Source organism: Streptomyces sp. NPDC111802 (assembly GCF_055634335.1).
The window spans coordinates 175,058-197,232 of sequence record NZ_JBVKCZ010000017.1 but is presented as its reverse complement, the minus strand read 5'-3'; the positions used below and the strand labels follow the sequence as shown (position 1 = coordinate 197,232).

At 71.7% G+C, this 22,175-nt stretch carries 22 protein-coding genes and 1 pseudogene; 9 read left to right on the top strand and 14 right to left on the bottom strand.

Annotation, left to right across the window (positions count from 1 at the left end):
• Positions 1-164: 164 nt before the first annotated feature.
• The 3 genes and pseudogenes from ACZ7NC_RS20880 to ACZ7NC_RS20870 form a co-directional block, all read right to left on the bottom strand.
• Positions 165-1,145 (bottom strand): ATP-dependent DNA ligase, encoded by a 981-nt coding sequence (locus ACZ7NC_RS20880; RefSeq protein ID WP_471490209.1) that lies wholly within the window; start codon positions 1,143-1,145, stop codon positions 165-167.
• A gap of 74 nt (positions 1,146-1,219) precedes the next feature.
• Positions 1,220-1,906, bottom strand: a complete 687-nt coding sequence (locus tag ACZ7NC_RS20875) for a response regulator transcription factor (protein ID WP_471490231.1) — start codon at positions 1,904-1,906, stop codon at positions 1,220-1,222.
• Between the two features lie 147 nt (positions 1,907-2,053).
• A pseudogene (locus tag ACZ7NC_RS20870) lies at positions 2,054-2,784 on the bottom strand (histidine kinase); the annotation flags it as partial.
• 173 nt (positions 2,785-2,957) lie between these two features.
• Here ACZ7NC_RS20870 and ACZ7NC_RS20865 point away from each other — a divergent pair.
• The gene (locus ACZ7NC_RS20865; RefSeq protein WP_471490207.1) at positions 2,958-3,608 is read left to right on the top strand and encodes a TetR/AcrR family transcriptional regulator; all 651 of its coding nucleotides are present in this window, start codon (positions 2,958-2,960) and stop codon (positions 3,606-3,608) included.
• 64 nt (positions 3,609-3,672) lie between these two features.
• Positions 3,673-4,203 carry a MarR family winged helix-turn-helix transcriptional regulator gene (locus ACZ7NC_RS20860; protein ID WP_471490206.1) on the top strand — a complete coding sequence of 177 codons (531 nt, stop codon included), beginning with the start codon at positions 3,673-3,675 and terminating at the stop codon, positions 4,201-4,203.
• A 17-nt stretch (positions 4,204-4,220) separates the two neighbouring features.
• On the opposite strand, the gene ACZ7NC_RS20855 is transcribed toward ACZ7NC_RS20860, so the two are convergent.
• Positions 4,221-5,387 (bottom strand): MFS transporter, encoded by a 1,167-nt coding sequence (locus ACZ7NC_RS20855; protein WP_471490230.1) that lies wholly within the window; start codon positions 5,385-5,387, stop codon positions 4,221-4,223.
• Positions 5,388-5,474: 87 nt separating this feature from the next.
• Between ACZ7NC_RS20855 and ACZ7NC_RS20850 the strand changes: the two genes are divergently transcribed.
• The 4 genes from ACZ7NC_RS20850 (at position 5,475) to ACZ7NC_RS20835 (ending at position 9,567) form a co-directional block, all read left to right on the top strand.
• Entirely contained in the window at positions 5,475-6,233 is a 759-nt protein-coding gene (locus ACZ7NC_RS20850) for an AraC family transcriptional regulator (protein ID WP_471490204.1), read from the top strand.
• Between the two features lie 74 nt (positions 6,234-6,307).
• Positions 6,308-6,688 (top strand): DoxX family protein, encoded by a 381-nt coding sequence (locus ACZ7NC_RS20845; protein WP_471490203.1) that lies wholly within the window; start codon positions 6,308-6,310, stop codon positions 6,686-6,688.
• A complete protein-coding gene (locus ACZ7NC_RS20840; protein ID WP_471490201.1) occupies positions 6,685-7,143 on the top strand; it encodes a peroxiredoxin in 459 nt (152 codons plus the stop codon). Before ACZ7NC_RS20845 ends, ACZ7NC_RS20840 begins: the two co-directional genes overlap by 4 nt.
• A gap of 87 nt (positions 7,144-7,230) precedes the next feature.
• Positions 7,231-9,567, top strand: coding sequence for a SpoIIE family protein phosphatase (locus ACZ7NC_RS20835; protein ID WP_471490228.1), 2,337 nt, complete (start codon positions 7,231-7,233; stop codon positions 9,565-9,567).
• On the opposite strand, the gene ACZ7NC_RS20830 is transcribed toward ACZ7NC_RS20835, so the two are convergent.
• The 4 genes from ACZ7NC_RS20830 to ACZ7NC_RS20815 form a co-directional block, all read right to left on the bottom strand.
• Positions 9,568-10,002 (bottom strand): cupin domain-containing protein, encoded by a 435-nt coding sequence (locus tag ACZ7NC_RS20830; RefSeq protein WP_471490200.1) that lies wholly within the window; start codon positions 10,000-10,002, stop codon positions 9,568-9,570.
• A 116-nt stretch (positions 10,003-10,118) separates the two neighbouring features.
• The gene (ligD, locus tag ACZ7NC_RS20825) at positions 10,119-11,141 is read right to left on the bottom strand and encodes a non-homologous end-joining DNA ligase (RefSeq protein WP_471490198.1); all 1,023 of its coding nucleotides are present in this window, start codon (positions 11,139-11,141) and stop codon (positions 10,119-10,121) included.
• Between the two features lie 2 nt (positions 11,142-11,143).
• Positions 11,144-11,752, bottom strand: a complete 609-nt coding sequence (locus ACZ7NC_RS20820; RefSeq protein WP_471490197.1) for a DNA polymerase ligase N-terminal domain-containing protein — start codon at positions 11,750-11,752, stop codon at positions 11,144-11,146.
• Between the two features lie 56 nt (positions 11,753-11,808).
• Positions 11,809-12,639: an aldo/keto reductase gene (locus tag ACZ7NC_RS20815; protein ID WP_471490195.1), complete on the bottom strand. Its 831-nt coding sequence runs from the start codon at positions 12,637-12,639 to the stop codon at positions 11,809-11,811.
• A 95-nt stretch (positions 12,640-12,734) separates the two neighbouring features.
• Between ACZ7NC_RS20815 and ACZ7NC_RS20810 the strand changes: the two genes are divergently transcribed.
• Positions 12,735-13,799 carry a LacI family DNA-binding transcriptional regulator gene (locus ACZ7NC_RS20810; protein WP_471490226.1) on the top strand — a complete coding sequence of 355 codons (1,065 nt, stop codon included), beginning with the start codon at positions 12,735-12,737 and terminating at the stop codon, positions 13,797-13,799.
• On the opposite strand, the gene ACZ7NC_RS20805 is transcribed toward ACZ7NC_RS20810, so the two are convergent.
• The 4 genes from ACZ7NC_RS20805 to ACZ7NC_RS20790 are packed head-to-tail and all read right to left on the bottom strand — an operon-like array spanning position 13,762 to position 18,387.
• Positions 13,762-15,162, bottom strand: coding sequence for a glycoside hydrolase family 32 protein (locus ACZ7NC_RS20805; RefSeq protein WP_471490194.1), 1,401 nt, complete (start codon positions 15,160-15,162; stop codon positions 13,762-13,764). The genes ACZ7NC_RS20810 and ACZ7NC_RS20805 overlap by 38 nt on opposite strands.
• Positions 15,159-16,013 (bottom strand): carbohydrate ABC transporter permease, encoded by an 855-nt coding sequence (locus ACZ7NC_RS20800; protein WP_471490193.1) that lies wholly within the window; start codon positions 16,011-16,013, stop codon positions 15,159-15,161. Before ACZ7NC_RS20800 ends, ACZ7NC_RS20805 begins: the two co-directional genes overlap by 4 nt.
• A 14-nt stretch (positions 16,014-16,027) precedes the next feature.
• Positions 16,028-16,981 (bottom strand): carbohydrate ABC transporter permease, encoded by a 954-nt coding sequence (locus tag ACZ7NC_RS20795; protein WP_471490191.1) that lies wholly within the window; start codon positions 16,979-16,981, stop codon positions 16,028-16,030.
• On the bottom strand, positions 16,978-18,387 hold the full coding sequence (locus ACZ7NC_RS20790; protein ID WP_471490190.1) for an extracellular solute-binding protein: 1,410 nt from the start codon (positions 18,385-18,387) through the stop codon (positions 16,978-16,980). Before ACZ7NC_RS20790 ends, ACZ7NC_RS20795 begins: the two co-directional genes overlap by 4 nt.
• A gap of 175 nt (positions 18,388-18,562) precedes the next feature.
• Between ACZ7NC_RS20790 and ACZ7NC_RS20785 the strand changes: the two genes are divergently transcribed.
• Both ACZ7NC_RS20785 and ACZ7NC_RS20780 read left to right on the top strand, forming a co-directional pair.
• Entirely contained in the window at positions 18,563-20,113 is a 1,551-nt protein-coding gene (locus tag ACZ7NC_RS20785; RefSeq protein WP_471490188.1) for a glycoside hydrolase family 32 protein, read from the top strand.
• A 91-nt stretch (positions 20,114-20,204) separates the two neighbouring features.
• Positions 20,205-21,179: a TauD/TfdA dioxygenase family protein gene (locus ACZ7NC_RS20780; protein ID WP_471490187.1), complete on the top strand. Its 975-nt coding sequence runs from the start codon at positions 20,205-20,207 to the stop codon at positions 21,177-21,179.
• Here ACZ7NC_RS20780 and ACZ7NC_RS20775 read toward each other — a convergent pair.
• Together ACZ7NC_RS20775 and ACZ7NC_RS20770 are read right to left on the bottom strand one after the other, a co-directional pair.
• Complete coding sequence (locus ACZ7NC_RS20775; RefSeq protein WP_471490185.1) at positions 21,151-21,420, bottom strand: hypothetical protein; 270 nt, start codon at positions 21,418-21,420, stop codon at positions 21,151-21,153. The two genes, ACZ7NC_RS20780 and ACZ7NC_RS20775, sit on opposite strands and share 29 nt — an antisense overlap.
• Complete coding sequence (locus ACZ7NC_RS20770; RefSeq protein ID WP_471490183.1) at positions 21,417-22,031, bottom strand: TetR/AcrR family transcriptional regulator; 615 nt, start codon at positions 22,029-22,031, stop codon at positions 21,417-21,419. Before ACZ7NC_RS20770 ends, ACZ7NC_RS20775 begins: the two co-directional genes overlap by 4 nt.
• Positions 22,032-22,175: the final 144 nt, after the last annotated feature.

Sequence of the window (22,175 nt, the reverse complement as noted above, 5' to 3'; positions counted from 1 at the left end):
AACGCATCGGCGGCCGCAACGCCCGATCCGCCGCCCACTGCCGACGCGCCCCCGCAGGCGCCTCCGGCACCTTCTGCCTCTCGTCTCGGCCCATCGCACACCTCCGTGATCAAGGTGTTGCGACGACCAGTTGAATCCGCCATAATTGCCGCCGAACCTGTGAGTCAGGCGTCGTCGGGAAGATGGGCCGCCGAGTCCTCCGGCGTCAGGTCCGGTCGCAGCCGTTGCCACGACGGCTGACGCAGCAACCCCGACCGGGTGCGGACGCTGTAGCGGACCTCGCCCACCAGCCGGGGCAGCGTCCAGTGCGCGCCCGCGACATGGGGCACGGGATCGAAGGGGCATACGTCCGTCGCGCCGGCCCGCAGCAGTTCGGCGAGCTCGGTCCGCTCTGCCTCGCTCCAGCCGGTGCCCACGCCGCCGACGTACCGCAGCCGTCCGCCGGGCGTGAACTGCCCGACCAGCAGTGCGCCCGGCAGGCCCGCGATCCGTCCCTTGCCGGGCAGCCAGCCGCCGACGATCACATCCTCGCTGTGCATGTTGCGGATCTTGATCCAGGCGCGGGAGCGCACCCCGGGCTCGTACAGCGAGTCCAGCCGCTTGCACACCAGGCCTTCGAGCCCGTACTCGCGGGTGGCCTCCAGCGCCTGTGCGCCGTGTCCCACCAGGGCGCCCGGCGTCGACCAGAATGGCCCGTCGAGGTCCAGCTCCTCCAGCCGTCCGCGGCGCCGGGAATAGGGGACCTGGAGCAGCGAGCGGCCCGCCAGGTGCATCACGTCGAACAGCACCAGCTGGACGGGAGTCCGCGCGGCCATCCTGACGGCACGCGCCGGGGCGTGCACCAGACCCATGCGGGACTGCAGCAACTGGAAGTTCGCACGCCCCTGTTCGTCCAGCGCCAGGATCTCCCCGTCCAGCACGGCGGACGTGGTGCCGAGCGCGTCACCGAGCGGCCGCAGTTCGGGGTAGGCGCCCGTGATGTCCTCGCCGGAACGGGCCCGTAGCAGCAGCGTGCCGTCCCCCGCCAGATAGGCCACCGCACGCTGGCCGTCCTGCTTGGTCTCGTACGCCCAGCGCGCGTCCTGCGCGGCGGGCGGCAGGGTGCCGGGCGTGGCGAGCATCGGAGGGATCAGCGGCAGGGTCACGGGTCAGTTCTCGACGGCCCCGCCCTCCCTCACGCGCCCCGGCCGTTGATTTCCCCTGATCGGCGGCCCGTCCGTCACTGGTCCGCGTTCGGCGGCAGGGCTCGCACCAGACCCGACTGATAGGCCATCACCACGAGTTGGGCACGGTCACGGGCACCGAGCTTCGTCATGGCGCGGTGCACATGGGTGCGCACGGTCAGCGGGCTGACGAAGAGCTTCCCGGCGATCTCCTCGTTGGAGTGCCCCTCGGCCGCCCAGGCCATGACCTCCCGCTCGCGCGCGGTCAGGGCGGCGAGGTCATCGGGGGCGGCCGACTGGGAGCTCTCGGCGGGAGAGGCCAGGAACCGTGTGATCAGCGTGCGGGTCGCGGTGGGGGAGAGCAGGGACTCGCCGGCGGCCACGGTGCGGATGCCGTCGAGCAGCACGTCCGCGGTGACGTCCTTGCCGAGGAAGCCGCTCGCGCCGGCCCGCAGCGCCTGCGCCACATACGCGTCGATCTCGAACGTGGTCAGGATCAGCACCCGAACCGCCGCGAGGTCCGGGTCCGCGCAGATCGTGGACGTGGCGGCCAGTCCGTCGGTGCCGGGCATGCGGATGTCCATCAGGACCAGGTCGGGACGGTGGGTCCGGGCGAGGTCGACGGCCTCGGCGCCGTCGGTGGCCTCGGCGACCACCTCCATGTCCGCACAGGAGTCGATCAGGATCCGGAAGGTGGCCCGCAGCAGGGCCTGGTCGTCGGCGAGCAGTACGCGGATGGTCATGAGCGGGTTCTTCCGGTTCCGGGGCGGTCGGCTACAGCTTCCAGGGAACGGCTCGGCCTGTCGTCGTGCGTCCGCCGACAGGCCGGTACTCGAAACGCAGTACGCCGCCGCGCGCAAGGTCATCCCCCAGGCGGAGCGGGCCCGTCCCCACGACACGCACGGCAGCTCCCCCTCGACCACCGTCGGCCCCCCGACCGGACTCGACACCCGTACGCTCCCGTCGAGCGCCGCAACCCGCCGCCGTACCCCGGGGGCCTGATCCGGCGGACTCGTCAATGCCGCCCTGGCCCTCGTCGGCCATGGCGACCCCTGGTCCGTGCTGGTCCGCGTGAGGCGGACCGCGGCAGTGCGAGCCGCTGTGCTGGGCCACGTGGGTGAATGCCTCGGCCACCACGAAGTAGCCGGCCGCCTCCACCGCCGCGCCTCCTCGGCCTGCTCCTGGGCGTTCTGCAGCAGCTTTCGCGCGGCGTCCGGATCACGGTCTTAGGCCCGCTTGGGCCGGCCCGATCCGCATGGACAGCGACACCAGCCGGGCCTGGGCGCCGTCGTGCAGGTCCCGCTCGATTCGGCGCAGCTCGGCGCCGTGCGCGGCGATGGCATCGGCCCGGGTCGCGGTCAGCCGCTCGACCCGGGCAGCGCGGTCGACCAGCCGGCCGCAGCGGCATTGCGCGCACGACCAGCGCGCCGTAGACGCAGTGGGCGAGCATCGAGCGCAGAGCGGTGAGCGTGCCGGGATCGCGCACGGCCGTGCGCAGACGTTCAGTCAGCGGTCCGTCGGTGCTCCGGTGCGCCTCGGGGATCTCCCGCCCCGTCCAGCTGGCGGTCAGTCGCCGCTTGGCTCCGGCGATGCGCCGGACGAGGAGAACCGTCTCGGGCAGCCAGGCGCCGAGGCCCGCGCGAGGGGTGCGGGCACCCAGGACGCAGATGGAGCCCGCTCCACCACGCTCACATCCCGTTCAATCAAGTGACTTAGATTGTAGGGAGCGAAGCCGCGGCGGCCCCAGGGACTGGCCGTCGACCGGCGGTGCGAAGTCCCGGTGCGGTGGTGATCATGGCAGGCAGGACGCTGCGGGAGGAACAGGCGGGCGCGACCCGGGAGCTGCTGCTGACGGCGGCCGAGCGGCTCTTCGCCGAGCACGGCGTGTACGCGGTGTCCAACCGCCAGGTCAGCGAGGCCGCGGGACAGGGCAACAACACCGCCGTCGGCTACCACTTCGGCACCAAGACCGACCTGGTCCGCGCCATCGTCCGCCGCCATTCCGTCCGTATCGAGGAGATCCGCGCCCGCCTGGTCGCCGACCTGGCCGACCCGGACGACGTACGCGGCTGGGTGGACTGCCTGGTCCGCCCCTCCCTCGAACACCTCGCCGCGCTCGGCAGCCCCACCTGGTACGCGCGCTTCTGCGCCCAGGTCGTCGCCGATCCCGCACTGCACCGGATCATGGTCGAGGAGGCCCTCACCGCCCCGTCCCTCCAGACGATCATCGAGGGCCTGAACCGCTGTCTGCCCGACCTCCCGGCCGAGGTCCGCGCCGAACGCGGCGAGATGGTCCGCCACCTGATCGTGCACGTGGCCGCCGAGCGCGAGCGTGCCCTCGCCGAGCACACCCCCACCCCGCGCTCCACCTGGGCCGACGCCGCCACGGGCCTGACCGACGCGGTCGTCGGCATGTGGCTGGCACCCGTCACGCCCACCCGCTGACGCCGCCGCACAAGGAGTTACCAAATTAATTGCGTTACGCAATGAGATGGTAAAGTTGGTCACCATGTCCAGACCACCGCTCCCCGAACTCCCCGACACGCCCGCGTCCCCGGAAGTGGTCGAGATCGAGCGCGCGCTCACCCGCATCACCTATCTGAGTACGCGGGCCCGCCAGCACGACCGACTGATGGCCCTGGCCGGCGTGCCGCTGGACCGGGCGGCCGTGGCGCTGCTGCGTCAGGTCGCCGACTCGGAGCCGCTGCGCCCGGGGGAGCTGGCCGGGCGGCTCGGTGTGGAGGCCTCGCATGTCACGCGCACGGTGCAGCAGTTGCAGAAGTCCGGTTACGTCACCCGCGTCCCGGACCCCCGGGACCGCCGGGCCCAGCGCATCGAGCTCACGGAGGCCGGCCGGCAGGCCATCGCGCGGGTCCGTGACGCCGGCGCCCGGGGCATGCAGCTCGCCCTGTCCGACTGGTCGCCCGAGGAACTGCGCCAGCTGGCCACCCTCTTCCACCGCATGGTCGACGACTTCCTCACCCACGCCGTCGACGAGGACAGCGAACAGCAGCCGACGGCACCGTCCGGGACTGCCTGACCACCTGACCCGGACGCTCACGCGGACGCCGCGCGAGGGCGCTGATCGGACGGGCCGGGAGCAGGCGCGGCCCGTCCGGGCGAGGCCGGCTCCCGTAGCCCGCACAGCAGCAGCCGCCCCAGCGCGGGCAGGGCGATGAGCGGGACGAGTGCCGTCCGCAGCGAGGTGGCGTCGGCCAGCGCGCCGATGGCCGGGGCGGCGAGCCCGCCCACGCTCACGGCCAGCCCCAGCGTCACACCGCTCGCGGTGCCCACCCGCCGGGGCAGATAGTCCTGGCCGAGCGTCACGTGCAACGAGAACGGGACGTACAGGCCGGCCGACGTCAGCGCGACGAACGGATACACCGAAGGCCCCGGCACGAGCACCACTCCGGCCACCGCGAGCACCGACAGCGCGTACGCCCGGCGTACGACCGTGAGCCGCCCGTACCGCTCGGCGAGCCGGCCCCCGGCCACGGTGCCCACCGCGCCGCCCGCGTAGAGCACGCACAGCGCGGCCGTGCCGGCCACCTCCCCGTCGCCGGTCCGCTCACGGACGTACAAGGACACGAACGCGCTCAGGCCGACGAACACGACCGACCGGCACATGATCGCGCCGGACAGACGCAGGAACGACGGCCAGTCGTCGGTGCCGGCGCCCTCGCCCTTGCCGACGGCCGCACCACGGCCCCCGGCCGAACGCACCGCGGCCGCGCACAGGGCCGCCCCCACGACGGCCGGTACGAACAGCAGGGGAGAGGCGCCGAGTCCGCCGGTGGCGATCACCGCCGCCACCAGCAGCGGCGCGAGGGCGAAACCGACGTTGCCGCCGAGGGAGAACCAGCCCATCGCCGTATGACTGCCCCGCGAGGCGGCGCGGGCCGCGCGGGCCGCCTCCGGGTGGTACGCGGCGACCCCGATCCCGGACACGGCCACCACCGCCAGCGTGAGCGCGTAGGAGTCCGTGACACCGCTCAGCGCCACCCCCGCACCGCCGGTCAGCGCGCTCAGCGGCAGCAGCCAGGGCATCGCCCACCGGTCGGTGAGCGCCCCGAACAGCGGCTGCACCACCGACGACAGCAAGGACGCGGCGAGGACGACACCCGAGGCGGCGGCATAGCTGTAGGCGCGCTCGGCGACGAAGAAGGGGACGAGGGCCGCGACGGCACCTTGGTACACGTCAACACAGGCATGGCCCAGGGACATCAGAGTGATCGCTCGACTGCGTTTCTCGGTCACGCTGCGATCGTCGCCATCCGCGACCCTGGCCCGCTTCCGATAATCTGCCGAAGTGTGTCGAACATCCGCCACACCCCGACCGCACCGACCCGCGCCAAGGTCCTGGCCGCTGGGGAACGCGTCGACGCCCACCGGCACGACGACCACCAGATCGTCTACGCGGGCTCCGGCGTCCTCGCCGTCACCACCGACGCCGGCACCTGGTTCGCGCCCGGCAACCGCGCCATCTGGGTCCCCGCAGGCACCGCGCACGCCCATCGCGCCCACGGCCATCTCGACCTGTACCTGGTGGGCCTGCCCGCCGAGGACAATCTGCTCGGCCTGGACGCCCCCACCGTCCTCGCCGTCAGCCCGCTCCTGCGCGAGCTGATCCTCGCCTACACCCGCGACCCCGACGACGACAGCCCGGAGCGCCGCCGCCTGCTCGCCGTGCTCCGCGACCAGCTGCGCGCCTCGCCGCAGCAGCCACTGCGGCTGCCGACGCCCACGGATCCACGTCTGGCCGCGGTCTGTGCGCTCGTACACGCCGACCCGGCCGACCCGCGCACCCTCGCCGCGCTCGGCGCCGCGACCGGGGTCGGCGAGCGCACCCTCAGCCGGCTCTTCCGCGGCGAGTTCGGCATGACGTTCCCGCAGTGGCGCACCCAGTCCCGCCTCTACCACGCGCTGCGTCTGCTCGCCGAGGACACCCCCGTCACCACGGTCGCCCACCGCTGCGGCTGGTCCTCCGCCAGCGCCTTCATCGACGTCTTCCGCCGCTCCTTCGGTTACACCCCGGGAACCCACAACCGCCGTACACACCAGGGCGAATGAACAGGCGGGGGCGGATGACGGAGCCGGATCTACCCTCCGGTAGCATCCCGCGGCAGGCCATCCAAGGAGGATCCGTGCCCCGGTCCGAACGCTCGCCCCTGCTGCTCGCCGGCCTGCTGGCCGCCGCCGGGGTCACCCACTTCGCCGTCCCACGCCAGTACGACGCGGTCGTGCCGAGCTCCCTGCCCGGGACACCCCGGACCTGGACGTACGCCAGTGGCGTCGCGGAGCTCGCGCTGGCCGCCGGAGTGGCGCTGCCGCGCACCCGCAAGGCCGCCGCGCTGGCCACGGCGGCCTTCTTCGTCGGTGTGTTCCCGGCGAACGTGAAGATGGCCGTCGACTGGCGGCACCGCCCGGCCCGGCAGCAGGCCGTGGCCTTCGGCCGGCTGCCACTGCAGATCCCGCTGGTGCTGTGGGCCCGCGGTGTCGCCAGGAACGCGGAGGGCCGGTCGTGAGCGCCCGAGTGGAGGTCGGCGACAAGGCCGAGGACTTCGAGCTGCCGGACGAGACCGGCACCGTCCGCAGTCTCACCGAACTGCTCACCGAGGGACCAGTGGTCCTCTTCTTCTATCCCGCCGCCCTCAGCCCCGGCTGCACCGCGGAGGCCTGCCACTTCCGGGATCTCGCCGCCGAGTTCGCCGCCGTCGGCGCACGGCCCGTCGGCATCAGCGGGGACGCGGTCGAACGCCAGCAGGAGTTCGCCGACCGCCACACCCTCGGCATGCCGCTGCTGTCCGACGCCGACGGCAAGATCCGCGAGCGGTTCGGAGTGACGCGCGGCTTCACGCTGGCCCCCACCAAACGGGCCACCTTCGTCATCGGGCAGGACCGCACCGTCCTGGAGGTCGTCCGCAGCGAACTGCGGATGAACACCCACGCCGACCGGGCCCTCGCCGCGCTGCGCAAGTGAGCGGACGGCCACGAGTGTCCTGAGGGCAGGCGTGGCAGCCCGGCGTCGCGGTTGATGCGGTGCGGCCCAGGACTCATGCTGGACGACATGGAGCGCGCCTCCGCCGCGGTGATCCTCGATGCCCAGGGTGTGGTGAAGGGGTGGAGTGAGGGTGCCCGGCGGCTCACGGGCCTGGAAGCCGCCCACGCCGTGGGGAGGCCGGTGCGGGACCTGCTCGCCGAGCAGCCACCGCCCGAAGCCGTGGCGGCGCTGACCGGCACCGCCGTGCTGCGTCACCGGGACGGCTCGACCATAGCCCTGAACGTGACGGCGTGCGAGGTGCTGGGTGAGGACGGCCGACCGGAGGGATACGTCCTCACCGCCGAACCGCCCGCCCCCCACGAGTTCACCCTGGCGGAGCTGGCCTTCCAGCAGGCCTCCATGTCCATGTCCGTCTTCGACGCCCAGCAGCGCTACCTGCGGCTCAACGAGGCGGCCTGCAAGGTCATGGGCGTACCGGAGGAGGCCCTGCTCGGCCGTCACTTCCCGGACACCGTGGCGGACGACGTCCACGGCCGGGGCTTTCTGTGGCACATGCGCCAGGTCACCGAGACGGGTCGGCCTGTGCGTTACGAGAGCTTCACGGGCGCCCCGGCCCTGAACCGCGAGCACGCCTGGACGACCGACATGTGGCCGGTGCGGGACCCCTCCGGCGAGCTGATCGGGACCGCGCTCGCCGCATTCGACAGCTCCGACCAGTACTGGGCGCGGCAGCGGCTGGCCCTGCTGAACGAGGCCGCCGCCGCCATCGGCACCACTCTGGACGTGGTGCGCACCGCCGAGGAGCTGATCGGGGTCGTGGTGCCCCGGTTCGCCGACTTCGCCAGCGTCGACCTGTTCGACTGGGTCCTGGGTTCGGAGGAGCCGCCCGCGCTGTCCGGCACCGACATCGCCCTGCGCCGGGTCGCCCACGGTTCCGGCACCGAGGGCACCCCGGAGGCGGCCGTGCACCTCGGCGAGGTGGACCACTACCCGCCGTTCTCGCCGCCGGCCCGGGCCATCCTGGAAAGCCGGGTCATGCAGAGCCAGGCGGGCGAGCCGGCGTTCATGCGGTGGGTCGCGGAACGCAACTCCCGGGCCCCGGACGGCCGGCGCCACCGCGTCGGCGCCCACTCGATGATGGCGGTGCCGCTACGGGCCCGTGGCATCACGCTCGGCATCGCGGTCGTCGTACGCATCAGACAGTCCGACGAATACGGCGGCGACGACGCCGTCTTCGCCGAGGAGCTCGCCAGCCGGGCCGCCGTCTGCATCGACAACTCCCGCCGCTTCGCCCGGGAACGCACCACCGCGCTGGCCCTCCAGCACAACCTGCTGCCCCGGGGGCTGTCCGGACAGGCGGCCGTCGACGTGGCCCACCGCTACCGGCCCTCCGGATCGCAGGCCGGCATCGGCGGCGACTGGTTCGACGTGATCCCGCTGTCCGGCAGCCGGGTCGCCCTCGTCGTCGGTGACGTCGTCGGACACGGCATCCCGTCGTCGGCCACCATGGGCCGCCTGTGCACGGCCGTGCGCACCCTCGCCGACGTCGATCTGCCGCCCGACGAACTCCTCACCCACCTCGACGACCTCGTCACCCATCTGGCCGGGGACGACTCCGAGGAGGTCGCCGAACTGGGCGCCACCTGCCTCTACTCCGTCTACGACCCCGTCACCCGCCGCCTCAGCCTCGCCGCCGCCGGCCATCCGCCGCCGGCCTTGGTCCTGCCCGACGGCACCACGCAGGTCGTCGAGATGAACGCCGGGCCGCCCCTCGGCGTCGGGGGACTGCCCTTCGAGGCCATGGAGCTGGAGCTGCCGGAGGGCGCCCTGGTCGCCCTGTACACGGACGGTCTCATCGAGGACCGCGACCGCGACATCGACCACGCCACCGCCGAACTGTGCCGCGCGCTGACCGCACCCGCCGAGAGCCTCGACGCGCTGTGCGACGGAGTGCTCAAGGCCGTCCTGCCGGAGGACCCCAGCGACGACGTGGCCCTGCTGGTGGCCCGCACCCGGGCCCTGGGCGCCGACCGCATCGCGACATGGGACGTGGCGCCCGACCCCGAGCATGTGGCGACCGCCCGGCAGGCGGCCACCGACCAGCTGACCGCGTGGGGGCTGGACGAGGCGGCCTTCGTCACCGAACTCGTCGTCAGCGAACTCGTCACCAACGCCATCCGGTACGGCGCACTGCCCATCCAGCTCCGGCTGATCCGCGACCGCACCCTCATCTGCGAGGTCTCCGACGGCAGTTCGACCTCCCCGCATCTGCGCCGGGCCCACGCCTACGACGAGGGCGGCCGCGGACTGCTGCTGGTCGCCCAGCTCACCCGGCGCTGGGGCAGCCGGCAGACCGGCAGCGGCAAGACGATCTGGGCGGAACAACCGCTGCCGCCGGTGTGATCACTGGAACGAACAGCCCGGGTTCGGCGCGTCCTCGGAGAACGGCGCGCCGTGCGGCAGCACGTAGAGCACATCGAGGACGACCGGCGTGGCGCCCTCGTTGCGGCCTATGTGCACATTGCCGGGTCCGGCCGGCTCCTGGATGAAGCTGCCCTTCGGGTAGACGCCGTCGGAGGCGCAGGTGGAGTCGTAGTGGCTCAGTGTGCCCTGCTGCGCGAAGGCGTACAGCGGGCCGTCGTGGTAGTGCCAGCCGGTGGCCTGACCCGGCGGAATGGTGACCTCCCGAAGGATGTAGTCGGTGTCGCCGACGGTCTTCTGACTGATCGTCCGGGCGGTGACACCCGGCCCGGGCGGAGTCGCCTGGGCGGGCGTGGCGACAAGGACGGTGGCGGCGGCCACGGCGCCGGTGACGGTGGTGCGGAGGGCGGAGCGCATACGAGGAGCCTCCTGGGGCGAGAGCGCTGTCGCCGTGAACATAGAGGCGGGAAAAGCGAGTTGGGGGCGGAACCACAAGATCCGCCGAATTCGCCGGACGTCGAACGCGCTCGGCCTCAGGCCCGCCCCGCCGGCAGCTCCCGTACGACCTCCTCGGCCGCCTTGTCGTCCCGCAGCCCCAGATAGCGCGGATGCCGCAGCATGCCGTCACGCGTCCACTCGGTGAAGTCGATCTGCGCGACCAGTTCAGGCCTCACCCAGCGCGCGTCCGCCTGACGCACCGGCCCGTCGAACGGCGACCGCGACACCCGCATCCCGTCCAGACGCTCCCGCAGTTCCAGCAGCGTGCCCCGGTCGAAACCGGTGCCCACCTTGCCCGCGTACCGCAGCCGCCCGCCCTCGTAGTAGCCGAGCAGCAGCGCACCGAGCCCCACCCGGCTCCCGGCCGGCTCGGTGAACCCGCCGACGACGAACTCCTGCCCCTGAGCGCACTTGAGCTTGAGCCAGTCCCGGGACCGGCGCGGCTGGTAGTCCCCGTCGGCCCGCTTGGCGATCAGACCCTCCCAGCCCCGGGCGCAGGCGTCGGCCAGGAGGTCGGCCCCGCCGTCGTTGCGGTGGGTCGACATCCGCAGCGGCGCGCGATAGGACAGCGCCCGCCGCAGCAAGGACTTGCGGGCCCTGAGCGGCAGCCGCGTGATGTCCTGCCCGTCCAGCCTGAGCAGGTCGAAGACGTAGTACGTCACCGCGACACCGCTCGCCTCCACGTCCTGCCGCCGGGTCAGGCCCATCCGCTGCTGGAGCCGCGAGAAGTCGGTGCGGCCCCGCGAGAACGCGACCATCTCCCCGTCGACGGTGAAGTCCTCGCAGGACTGCTCGCCGAGCGCGTCCACGACCTCCGGGTACGTGGCGTCGATCCGGCGGCCCGAGCGGGACAGCAGCGAGGTCCGGCCGCCCTCACGCACCGCCAGCACCCGCACCCCGTCCAGCTTCCGTTCGAAGAGCCAGTCCTCGCCGGAGAAGTCCCGCCGGTCGCTCAGCGTGGCCAGCATCGGCTGCGCGGCCAGGTCCGCCCCGGGGCGCGCCGGTCGCAGCAGCCGCCGCTGTTCGTCGGGGAGCGTGTCCAGCAGTCCGGTCGCCACCGTCAGCCCTCGTCGCCGTCCGCGGCGACCTGGGCGAGGGTGCGGCCGGTCCGTACCGAACGGGCCCGGTACGGATCGGGCGTGCCGTGCGCGTGGGCCCGCCCCTTGCCGGCCTTCACCAGCAGCCACGCCTCCCGGTCGTCCTGCCCGCCGCGGATCCGGGTGAGGGCGTACTCGCCGTGCAGTTTCGACCCGCTCAGCCGGAACGTGGCATGACCGCGCTCCAGCGACTCGCCGAAGTCGACCGGCCTGCCCTTGCGGTCATGGCTGAGCGGCTCGTATGTGCCGTTGTCCCAGACGATCACTGTGCCACCGCCGTACTCGCCCTTCGGGATCACGCCCTCGAAGTCCTCGTAGTCCAGCGGATGATCCTCGGTGGGCATCGCGAGCCGCTTGTCGTGCGGATCGTCGGAGGGTCCCTTCGGCACCGACCAGGACTTCAGTACGTCGTCCACCTGGAGCCGGAAGTCGAAGTGCAGGGTGCTGGCGTCATGGATCTGTACCACGAACCGGGGCTCCGCACCGGCGGCGGCCGAGCGCCCCTCCGGCTCACGCGTCCGACCGAAGTCACGCTTGCCGCGGTACTCCCGCAGCTGGTCCTTCTCACCCACGAGCGCCTCCTTTCCGAGCGCCCCGAGTACCCCCCGAGGGCGCCCGCGACTCCCGCTCAGAACTCCTCGTGCACCTCGGGATCCCCGCCCAGCCGGCGACGGTCCCGGTCGGCGACGGCGGCCATCTGGGTGGCGTCCAGGGTGAAGCCGTAGATGTCGAGGTTCTCGCGCTGCCGCTCCCGGTTCGCCGACTTGGGGATGGGCAGGGCGCCCAACTGGGTGTGCCAGCGCAGGACGACCTGGCCGGGAGTCACCCCGAGGGCGTCGGCGATGCCCTTGACGACCGGGTCCGCCAGGAGGCTGGTGCCGCGTCCCAGTGGGCTCCAGCTCTCGGTGACGATGTCCTTGCTGGTGTGGAAGGCACGCAGCTCGTCCTGAGGGAAGAGCGGGTGCAGCTCGATCTGGTTGACGCAGGGCAGGACGCCGGTCTCCTTCTCCAGCCGCTCGATGTGCTGGGGCGTGAAGTTGGAGACGCCGATCGAGCGGACCAGACCGTCCTCGCGAAGCTTGATCATGGCCCGCCAGGAGTCGACGTACTTGTCGACGCGGGGGAGCGGCCAGTGGATCAGGTACAGGTCGACGTATTCGAGGCCCAGACGGCTCCGGGACTCCTCGAAGGAGGCGAGGGTCTCCTCGTAGCCGTGGTGCCGGCCCGGGAGCTTCGTGGTCACGACCACGTCCTCGCGCGGAACGTCACTGCGCGCGACGCCCCGGCCCACCCCCGTCTCGTTGCGGTAGTTCGTCGCGGTGTCGACGAGGCGGTAGCCCAGCTCCAGGGCCTCCACCACCGCCTGTTCCGCCTGGGCGTCGTCCATCGGCCAGGTACCCAGACCGATGCCGGGGATCGTCGTACCGTCGTTGAGAGTGTGCAGCGGAATGCTGATCACTGTGGGACCTTCCCTCGACTGTGCCGTACAACCAGCGTCACGGATAGGGTGAGGATTGATCAACCGGGCGGGTGGGCATGAGGGCGGCGGACGGCATGGGCGGCACCGAGGAGAGGCATCCGGCGGGACCCGGGCGTCCCACGTCGCGCGATGTCGCCCGGCTGGCCGGGGTGTCGCACACGGCGGTGTCCTTCGTCTTCAACGGCCGCGCCGAGGGCAACCTCTCGCCCGCCACCCAGGAGCGCATCCGCCGCGCCGCCACCGAGCTGGGCTACCGCCCGGACCCCGTCGCCCGCGGCCTGCGCCGCCGCCGTACGGCCGTGATCGGCCTGGTCACCGACGAGATCGCCTCCTCGCCCTTCGCGGGCCGGCTGCTGCGCGGCGCCATGGAGACCGCCTGGGACAGCGAGCACCTCGTGCTGACCATCGACTCCGGCGGCGACCCGGCCAAGGAGGACGCGGCCGTCGCCGAACTCCTCGACCGGCGGGTGGACGGCATCATCTACGCGGCGATGTCGCTGCGCCGCGTCCGTGTCCCGGAGGGCCTGCACCGCACCCACTCCGTGCTCGCCAACTGCCTGCCCGAGGACGACTCGCTGCCCGCCGTCATCCCCGCCGAGCGCGCGGGCGGCCGTACGGCGGCCCGGCTGCTGCTGGACCAGGGCCACCACAGGGTCGCCATGGTGGGCGGGCAGGACGACATCGCCTCCGTCGACCGGCTGCGCGGCTTCCGGGACGCGCTGCGCGCCGAGGGGATCACCGTGCCCAAGGAGTGGGTCGTCCGCAGCGGCGGCGAGATCTCCGGCGGGTACGCCGGCGCGATGCGCGTCCTCGACGGCGTCCCCGCCGACCGGCGGCCCACTGGGATGTTCTGCTACAACGACCGGGTCGCGGCGGGCGCCCTGCACGCCGCGACCCGGCTCGGCATCGCCGTCCCCACCGAACTCTCGGTGGTCGGCTACGACGACCAGGAACACATGGCCGAGTTCCTCACCCCGCCCCTCACCAGCGTCGCGCTGCCCCACCGCGAGATGGGCGACGCGGCCGCGCGCCTGCTCCTCGACGCCATCGAGACGGGCCGGACGCCGCCCGCGACGGTACGGCGTCTGGCCTGCCCGGTGATCAGCCGGGCGTCGGTGGGACCAGTTCCCAGCCGGTGACCGTGGCCGCGGCGCCGGTCACGGCGAGTTCGGCGACATCGTCCGGCCGCCGGTAGACCCGCTCGGTGACCATCGCCCGGTCACCGACGAACAGCTCGAACAGCGATCCGTCGACGAGGATCCGCACCTCCCCCGCCGGCGCCCGCACCACGATCGGCGCCGGCCGCTCGGGCCGTGTCCGGAGCCAGTCACCGCGGTCGAGCGTCACGGTGCCCTCGTCCGGGTCCAGCAGCACGGTCAGCTCCGCGCCCGAGGCGGACCGCAGCAGGCTCACGGTGGTGCGGTCGGACGCGGTCACGGTCAGGTCGTACGCCTCCGGCAGCGCCGCGCGACGTGTCGTCGCCGTGACGAACGGCTCGGCGGCACGCAGCAGTTCGAGCTCCGGCGCCGGTACGACCCGCAGGGATCCGTCGGGATGGACGTCCACGACACGCGGGGCGGTCAGGACTCCGGCCCACCCCTCGCGATCGACCTCCTCCTGCTCACGGGCCTCCCAGGACCAGCCCCACATCAACGTCCGGTCCGGCTCTTGGAGTACCGCGGGCGCGTAGAAGTCACGGCCGTGGTCCAGCCGCCCGCCGGTACGGGGCTCGAAGCGCAACTCGCCCTCGCCTTCGGCCCGCAGACGTCCCGTCAGATACCCGGTGTCACACGGGTTTCCGTCCCACAGCGACAGCACCAGCACCCATTCCCCGCCCGCCGTCTCGAAGAGCTGTGGGCACTCCCAGCCCACCGCCTTGCCGCCGAGGATCTTCGCGGCCATCGGGTCGTCACCGTCGAGGAGCACTCCGGCGAACCGCCAGTCGGCCAGGTCGTCGCAGTCGTACAGCAGCACGGACGGCGTGCCGTCCGCGTGCCCCGCGCCGACGAGTGCCCAGCGCCGACCGCCGCTCCTGAACACGAACGGGTCGCGGAACATCACCACGTCGAGTCCGGCCGGCGGGCCGGTCACGACCGGTGCGGGCAGGGGCCGCCAGTCGGTGAGCGTCTCGTCCTCCGGCATCAGCGCCCGCGCCAGACAGATCGAGCCGATGCCGGTGTGATTCCGGTCGACGCCCGTGTAGACGGCCGTCGGCACGCCGTCGTCGTCGACCACGCAGCCCGACCAGCAGCCCGCCTCGTCGGGGCCGCCGGGTGTCGGGGTGAGCGCGATCGGATGGTGTTCCCAGTGGACGAGGTCGGCGCTGGAGGCGTGGCCCCAGTGGACGTTCGCGTGCACCGGAGCGTCGGGGTTGTGCTGGTAGAAGAGGTGGTAGCGGTCCCGCCAACGGAACGGCCCGTTGGGGTCGTTGAGCCAGTTGGCGGGTGGACGGACCCTGAAACGCGGTGCGCCGGGGTCCGTGGAGCGAGCTGCGAGGCTCAACGGTTGACTCCTGCGGACGTGATGCCCTCGCGGAGAGGGCGCTGACCGACGACGAACACGGCGACGGCGGGGATCATGGAGAGGACCACACCGGCGAGCACCACCGAGATGGAGCCGGTGCCGAGGTTGCCCTGGAGCGAGACCAGCCCCAGCGGAAGGGTGTAGTTCTGGCCGGAGGTCTCCAGGATCAGTGGGCGGAAGAACTCGTTCCAGTGGTAGTTGAACGCCAGTACGCCGACGATCGCGAGGCCAGGCGCGGCCAGCGGGGCGTACACGGACCGGAAGATCCGCCAGGGCCCGCAGCCGTCCAGCATCGCCGCCTCGCCCAGGTCCTTGGGCATGCCCAGGAAGTACTGGCGCATCAGGAAGGTCCCGAACGCGGTCGGGAAGGCCGGGATGATCAGACCGAGCAGGGTGTCGGTCAGGCCCATCGACTTCAGCACCAGGAACACCGGCACGATGGTGACCTGCAACGGCACCATCATGGTCGCCAGGACCAGCCCGAACAGCGGCTTCTTGAACCGGAATTCGAGGCGGGCGAAGGCGTATCCGGCCAGACCCGCCGTGATCATCTGGCCCACCGCGATCAGCGCGGTCACCAGCGTGGAGTTGAGGGCGAGCAGCCAGACGTCGATCTGGTCGAAGACCCCGCGGTACGCCTCGGCCGACGGGCTCGTCGGGATGATGCTCGGCGGCAGGTCGAAGGCCTCAGCCGGGGTGCGCAGCGATGTGGAGACGGTCCAGATGACCGGACCCAGGGTCAGCAGCGCGCACACGGCCAGCGCGGCGATCCGGGCCCACGGCGCGAGGGAGTGCCGGGTGCGACTCAGGGACAGGGTTGCTTGGCTCAAGGGACTCACCCGGCTCACTGGTAGTGGACGAAACGCCGGCTGAGCCGGAACTGGAGGGCGGTGACCGCCATGATCAGCACGAACAGCAGCACGCCCACCGCCGAGGCCGCGCCGAAGCGGAGCTGTTGGAACGCGCTCTCGTAGATGACCATCACCACGGTGCGGGTGGCGTCGCCGGGCCCGCCGTCGGTGAGCACATAGGGCTGCTCGAAGACCTGGAGCGCGTTGATGATGCCGACCACCGACGCGACCAGCAGCGTGGGCGACAGCAGCGGCAGCGTGATGCTCAGGTGCTTGCGCAGCCCGGTCGCGCCGTCGATCGAGGCGGCCTCGTGCACCTCCTTGGGGATGTTGTTCAACCCGCCCACGAACAGCAGGAACGAGAACCCGAACTGCTGCCAGACATAGACCAGGATCACCGTGGCCATCGCCGCGTTCTCCGACGTCAGCCAGGGCACGGGAGCGATCCCGACCAGCCCGAGCAGCCAGTTCACGACCCCGAAGTCCTGGTTGAACAGGTACTTCATCACCACCGAGATCGACGCGGCGGACAGCACCAGCGGGAAGAAGAACGCCGACCGGAACACCGAGCGCAGCCACACCGGCATCCGCCCGTTCACCGCCAGGGCCAGCACGAGCGCGATCAGCAGTTGCAGTGCCACCGCGAACACCATGAACAGCAGCGTGTTGCCGAAGGAGACCAGCACGGTCGAGTCGGTGAAGACCTCACGGTAGTTGGCGGCGCCCGCGAAGCTCGGGTCGTCGATCACGTTCCAGTGGAAGAGGCTGAGCACCAGCGAGCCGACGATGGGGACGACCGTGAAGACGACGATGCCGACGATCGTCGGCGCCAGGAACAGCGCGGCCAGCAGCCGGGCGCCGCGGTCGCGGGCGGAGGGCCGGGGAGCGGAGGCCGCCGGCGCGGCCGGCCGCTGCTGTCGTACGGCCGGTATCTGGGTGTTCGTCATACGTCACGCTCCATGGCCTTCTCCAGATCGCTCTGCATCCGGCGCAGCGCGGGAGCCACCGAGCGGCGCGAGGCGAGCGCGGTACCGGTGTGCTTGAGCAGCACCTGCTCCACCTCGGCGACCTGCGGCGGCGCCGGGATCGGCCCGGTGTCGGGGAACTTGTCGAGGGTGTCGTAGAAGACCGGCCACTGGTCCGGGCCGGTCTCGCGGTACCGCTCGGCGGTGAGCATCGAGCGGCGCGCCGGGGTGGTCTGATTGGTCGTGAACAGCCGCATCAGGGTGTCCCGGCGGGCGGCGTACTTGATGAACTCCCAGGCCTCCTCCTGTCGCTTGGAGGTGCGCAGCAGCGCGTAGCCGGCGGCCCCGTACTGCATCCGCTGGGTGCGCCAGCGCGGGAAGTACTGCACGTCGAAGCCGTTCGCCGCCATGCCGGCCTGGTGCAGGCCGCCCGCCCAGAAGCCACCCGCGGGCGTGACCCCGACCCGTCCGGTGGAGAACACGCCGATCAGGTTCTGGCCGTTGCCGCCCTCGGGGCGCGTGCACAGCCCCTCCTGGATGAGGGAGGCGAGATAGTCGTACGCCTCCTCCACGCGTGCGTCGGTGGCCTGCGGGGTCGTCCACCGGAAGCCGCCGCCGCGTCCCTGCCGAGCGGCGGCCGGATAGAAGGAGTCCCACAGCCAGGCACCGCCGGGCGCCTTGGACTCGGTGAGCAGGTTGGTGTCGTTGGCGAACAGCCAGGGCACCACGCCGCCCCACAGCCGGTTGGTCCAGAAGTACGGCGTGAACTGGGAGCCACTGGCCTGCTTCATGTCCCGCAGCAGCGCGGTGAAGTCGTCGCGGGTCCAGTCGGCCGCCGGGAAGCCCGCTCCCGCCCGCTTCAGCACCTGGTTGTTGAGGTAGATGTCGGCCGCGTTGAACTCGACCGGCAGCTGGTAGAGGCTCCCCTCGTACATCATCGACTCCACCAGCGAGGGGTGGACGTCGGCGAAGTACTCGCGCAGTTCCTCGGCGTCCCGCTTCACCCAGTGGTCCAGCGGGACACCGAGACGCTGCGCGAAGAGCTGTACGCCCTCGGTGGCGACGTACACGAGATCGGGCGCGGTGCCCGCCGCGATCTGGGTGAGGATCTTCGCGAAGAAGTCCGACCAGTCGACGGCCTGCACGGCGTTGATCCGCAGCTTGATGTCGGGGTGGACCTTCTTGAATCCCTCGGTGAGGGTGCGGACGGCCTCCGGCCCGTAGGCGGGGCCGAGCGTGGCGACGACGAGCGAGCCGTCGTTCCGGCCGGGTATGTCGGCTCCGGTGAGCCGGTCCCAGCTCGCGGCGGTACCGGCCAGCGCGGCGGCTCCCGCGCCGTAGGCGCCGTACCGCAGCAAGCTGCGGCGAGTGAGATGCGAGTCGGTCATGCAGGGGCCTAACTCGTGTTAGTCGAGAAGTGATGCCCCAGATGATGAGAAGCGCGTTACGGCCCTGTCAATAGTCGTGAACGACTTGACCTTTAACGAGTTAGGTCGCAAAGTCCTGGTCCAGATGAGCCGCCCTCCCGACGCTTGTGACGTCTGACGAGAGGAACGATGCCTGATGCGCGCGATGACGAGGAGAGCCCTGCTCGCCGGTTCGGCCGCGGGGGCCTCGGCCGCGCTGCTGCCGACCGCGACCCCGGCCGCCGCGAAGCCCGACAAGGCCTCCGCCACCTGCGCGAGCTACCGAGCCGAGTACCACTTCACGGTCCCCGACCAGTGGAAGAACGACCCGCAGCGCCCGGTCTGGATCGACGGCGAGTATCACTACTACTACCTGTACAACCCGGACTATCTCACCGGTGGGACCACCGCCGGCACGGCCTGGCGCCTGGCCACCAGCACCGACCTGGTCACCTTCAGGGACCGCGGGATCGCCGTACCGAAGGACACCACCCCCAACGGTGATGTGTGGTCCGGTTCGGCGGTGATCGACACGGACGACACGGCCGGCTTCGGCGCGGGCGCGGTGATCGTCATCGCCACCATGGCGCCGGACGAGGTCACGCAGGCGCAGTACCTGTACTACTCGACCGACGGGGGCCGGACGTTCGTGAACCACGGCACCGCTCCGGTGCTGCCCAACCCCGGCGTCCGCGACTTCCGCGATCCCAAGGTGATCCGCGACGAGGAGCGCGGGCGATGGGTGATGGCCCTGGCCGAGAACGACAAGGTGGGTTTCTACCACTCCACCGACCTGAAGTCGTGGAGGTACGTCAGCGGCTTCGTCAAGGGCGGCATCGGCGTCCTGGAGTGCCCGGACCTGTTCCGCATCAGCGCGGCCGACGGCACCGCGAAGTGGGTGCTGGGCGTCAGCGCGAACGGCAAGGGAGCGGGGCTGCCGAACACGTACGCCTACTGGACGGGCTCCTTCGACGGCACCGCCTTCACCGCGGACGCCGACGACCCGCAGTGGCTCGACCACGGCTGGGACTGGTACGCGGCCGTCACCTTCGAAAAGCACCACGGCGACGGCTCGGTCGACACTTCCGTCCGCTACGCGATGGGCTGGCTCAACAACTGGGACTACGCGAACGTCACACCGACCATCGACTGCGACGGCTTCAACGGCACCGACTCGATCGTCCGGCAGCTCACGCTGAAGCGGGGCTCTGACGGGGCCTACCATCTCGTCTCGCAGCCGGTCGCCGCGCTGGACGACCACGTCTCCCGTACGGTGAACCTGGGCGACCTGGAGGTCACCGGCACCCGAGTGCTCGACTACCGGGGCACGGCCTACGAGGTGACCTGCGAGATCACCTGGGACCAGCTCAAGGGCGCCGGCCTGCAGTTGCGCCGGTCGCCCGACGGCAGCCGGCATGTCGACGCCGGGATCTACGGCGTCTACGCCTTCCTCAACCGCCGCCCCACCGTCAACCCCGACGCCTCCGGCAGATGGCAGGAGAGCCACAGCCCCTTCGACCCGTCCGCCCGGACCGTGAGGCTGCGGATCCTGGTCGATCGCACATCCGTCGAGATGTTCGTGGACGACGGGCGGTACGTGCACTCGTCGGAGGTCTTCCCGTATCTGATCGACACCGGGTTGGCGCTGTTCACGATCGAGGGGACCGCGGTGTTCCGGAACACGGTGGTACGGGAGTTCGCGGTCTGAGGCCCTGTCGCCACGTCCGCCGAACACTGTCACGATCTTCCTGGAACCGGCTCGGACCGGAGCCGGTCCGGACGACCGACGGAGCGCGCGGATGACGATGGACAGGGCCACAGCGGACGGGACGGAGCCGGTCGCGGGGATCGAGGTGAAACCGGTCGCCGGGTACCTCGGGGCCGAGATCACGGGAGTCGACCTGGCCGGTGAGCTCGACGACGCCGTGGTCGCCGCGATCCGGGCGGCGGTGCTGCGCTGGAAGGTCGTGTTCTTCCGGGGGCAGCGGCTGGATCACGCCGGGCATGTGGCGTTCGCTCGGCGGTTCGGGGAACCGGTCGTGCCGCGCAAGCGGGGGAGTGCGTCGCCGGCCGAGTTCCCCGAGGTCGAGACGACCGCCGACCGGCTGGAGCTGGGCGGGAAGTTCGGGATGGAGCACGACGAGTGGCTGCTGCGCCGCCGCCACACGCTGCTGCGCGGCTGGCACTGCGACCACGGCGCCCGCATCGACCCGCCCGCCGCGACGATCCTGCGCGCCGAGACCGTACCGCCGTACGGCGGCGACACGACCTGGTCCAACCTGGCGGCCGCGTACGCCGGACTCTCGCAACCTGTGCGGGAGTTCGTGGACGGGCTGCGGGCCGAGCACCGCCTCGGCGTGGGCTACCAGCCCCGGCCCGGCGAGGACGCGTACGTCCGTCATCTGCTGGACCATCAGGTCGCCTCGCTGCATCCCCTGGTACGTGTCCATCCGGAGACGGGGGAGCGGGTGCTGTACGTCAACGGCTACTACGTCGAGCAGATCGCCGGGCTCTCGCGGGCCGAGAGCCGGGCGATCCTCGACATGCTGCTGGAGCAGGCGGTGCGCCCCGAGTACACGGTGCGCTTCCGCTGGGAGCCCGGCAGCGTGGCCTTCTGGGACAACCGGGCCACCATCCACCTCGCCCCGAGCGACAACGCCCACCTGGACTTCCCGCGGATCATGCACCGGGTGATGCTCACCGGCGACGTACCGGTGGGGGTGGACGGCAAACCGTCGGAGCCGGTCACCGGAACCGAACCGGGGCGGTGGTAGCCGACGGCGGCGGGGGTTCGGCCGCAGCGCGGAGGGTTGGCTCCGGCTCGGGCTTCAGCCGGCGGAGAAGATCCGTGAGCGGCACCGAGCCGAGACCGAGCGGCTTATCGCCGTGCTCGGCGAGGTGCTGGAGGCCGCCGAGGGAGCGGTCGGCTTCGACGGCGAGGCCGTCACGCCGCTGGTCGGGCGGTACTGGAGAAACTGGAGAAGGCCGGTGGGCTAAGAAGCTGTCGCTGTTCATCGGGTGGTGGTGAGGGCGGGCCAGCCGTCCTGGAGGAGGGCGAAGGCGCGGGTGATGGCCTGGCGGGGGTCCTTGTGTCCGCGGGCTGTGCGGGGGGCTTCGAGGGCGAAATGGGCCAGGGCTGTGCAGGCGGGATCGTCCTCGGGCAGCCCGCTGTCCTCCGCGATGGCCCGGGCCAGGGCGTCGGTGTGGCGCAGCCACATGGCCTGGACGTAGTCGCGCAGAGCCGGGGTGTTGTCGACCAGGTCGGAGAAGGCGGTGAAGCGGGCGTCGCTGTCTGCGGCGGCCCTGCGGTAGCGCAGCGCGTGTTCGCACAGGGCCGCGGGGATCGACTGGCCCTCGGGCCGCTCTCGTACGGCGGCGATCAGGCGGGCCTCCTGGTCGGCGTCCTCGTCGAAGACCAGGGCTTCCTTGACCGGGAAGTGCTTGAACAGGGTGGTGGTGGACACGTCGGCCGCATCCGCGATCTCGCGGATCCCGACGTCGTCGTATCCGCGCTCCAGGAACAGGCGCAGGGCGGCGTCGGCGATGGCCTGGCGGGTGGCGGCCTTCTTGCGCTCACGGCGCCCCATCGGCGCCGCCTGCGCGGGGGAGGTGTCTGTCTCGGGCATACCCGGGATCCTACTATTCGGTTGTGCAACGCCAAAAGTGCATCCGTTGCACTTAATGAACTGGTGTGCTCTTCTGGTGGCGGCCCGCAGACCACGGCCCCCGCCCCGCGCACGGCTGCACAGCGCCGCGCGACACGAATGGAG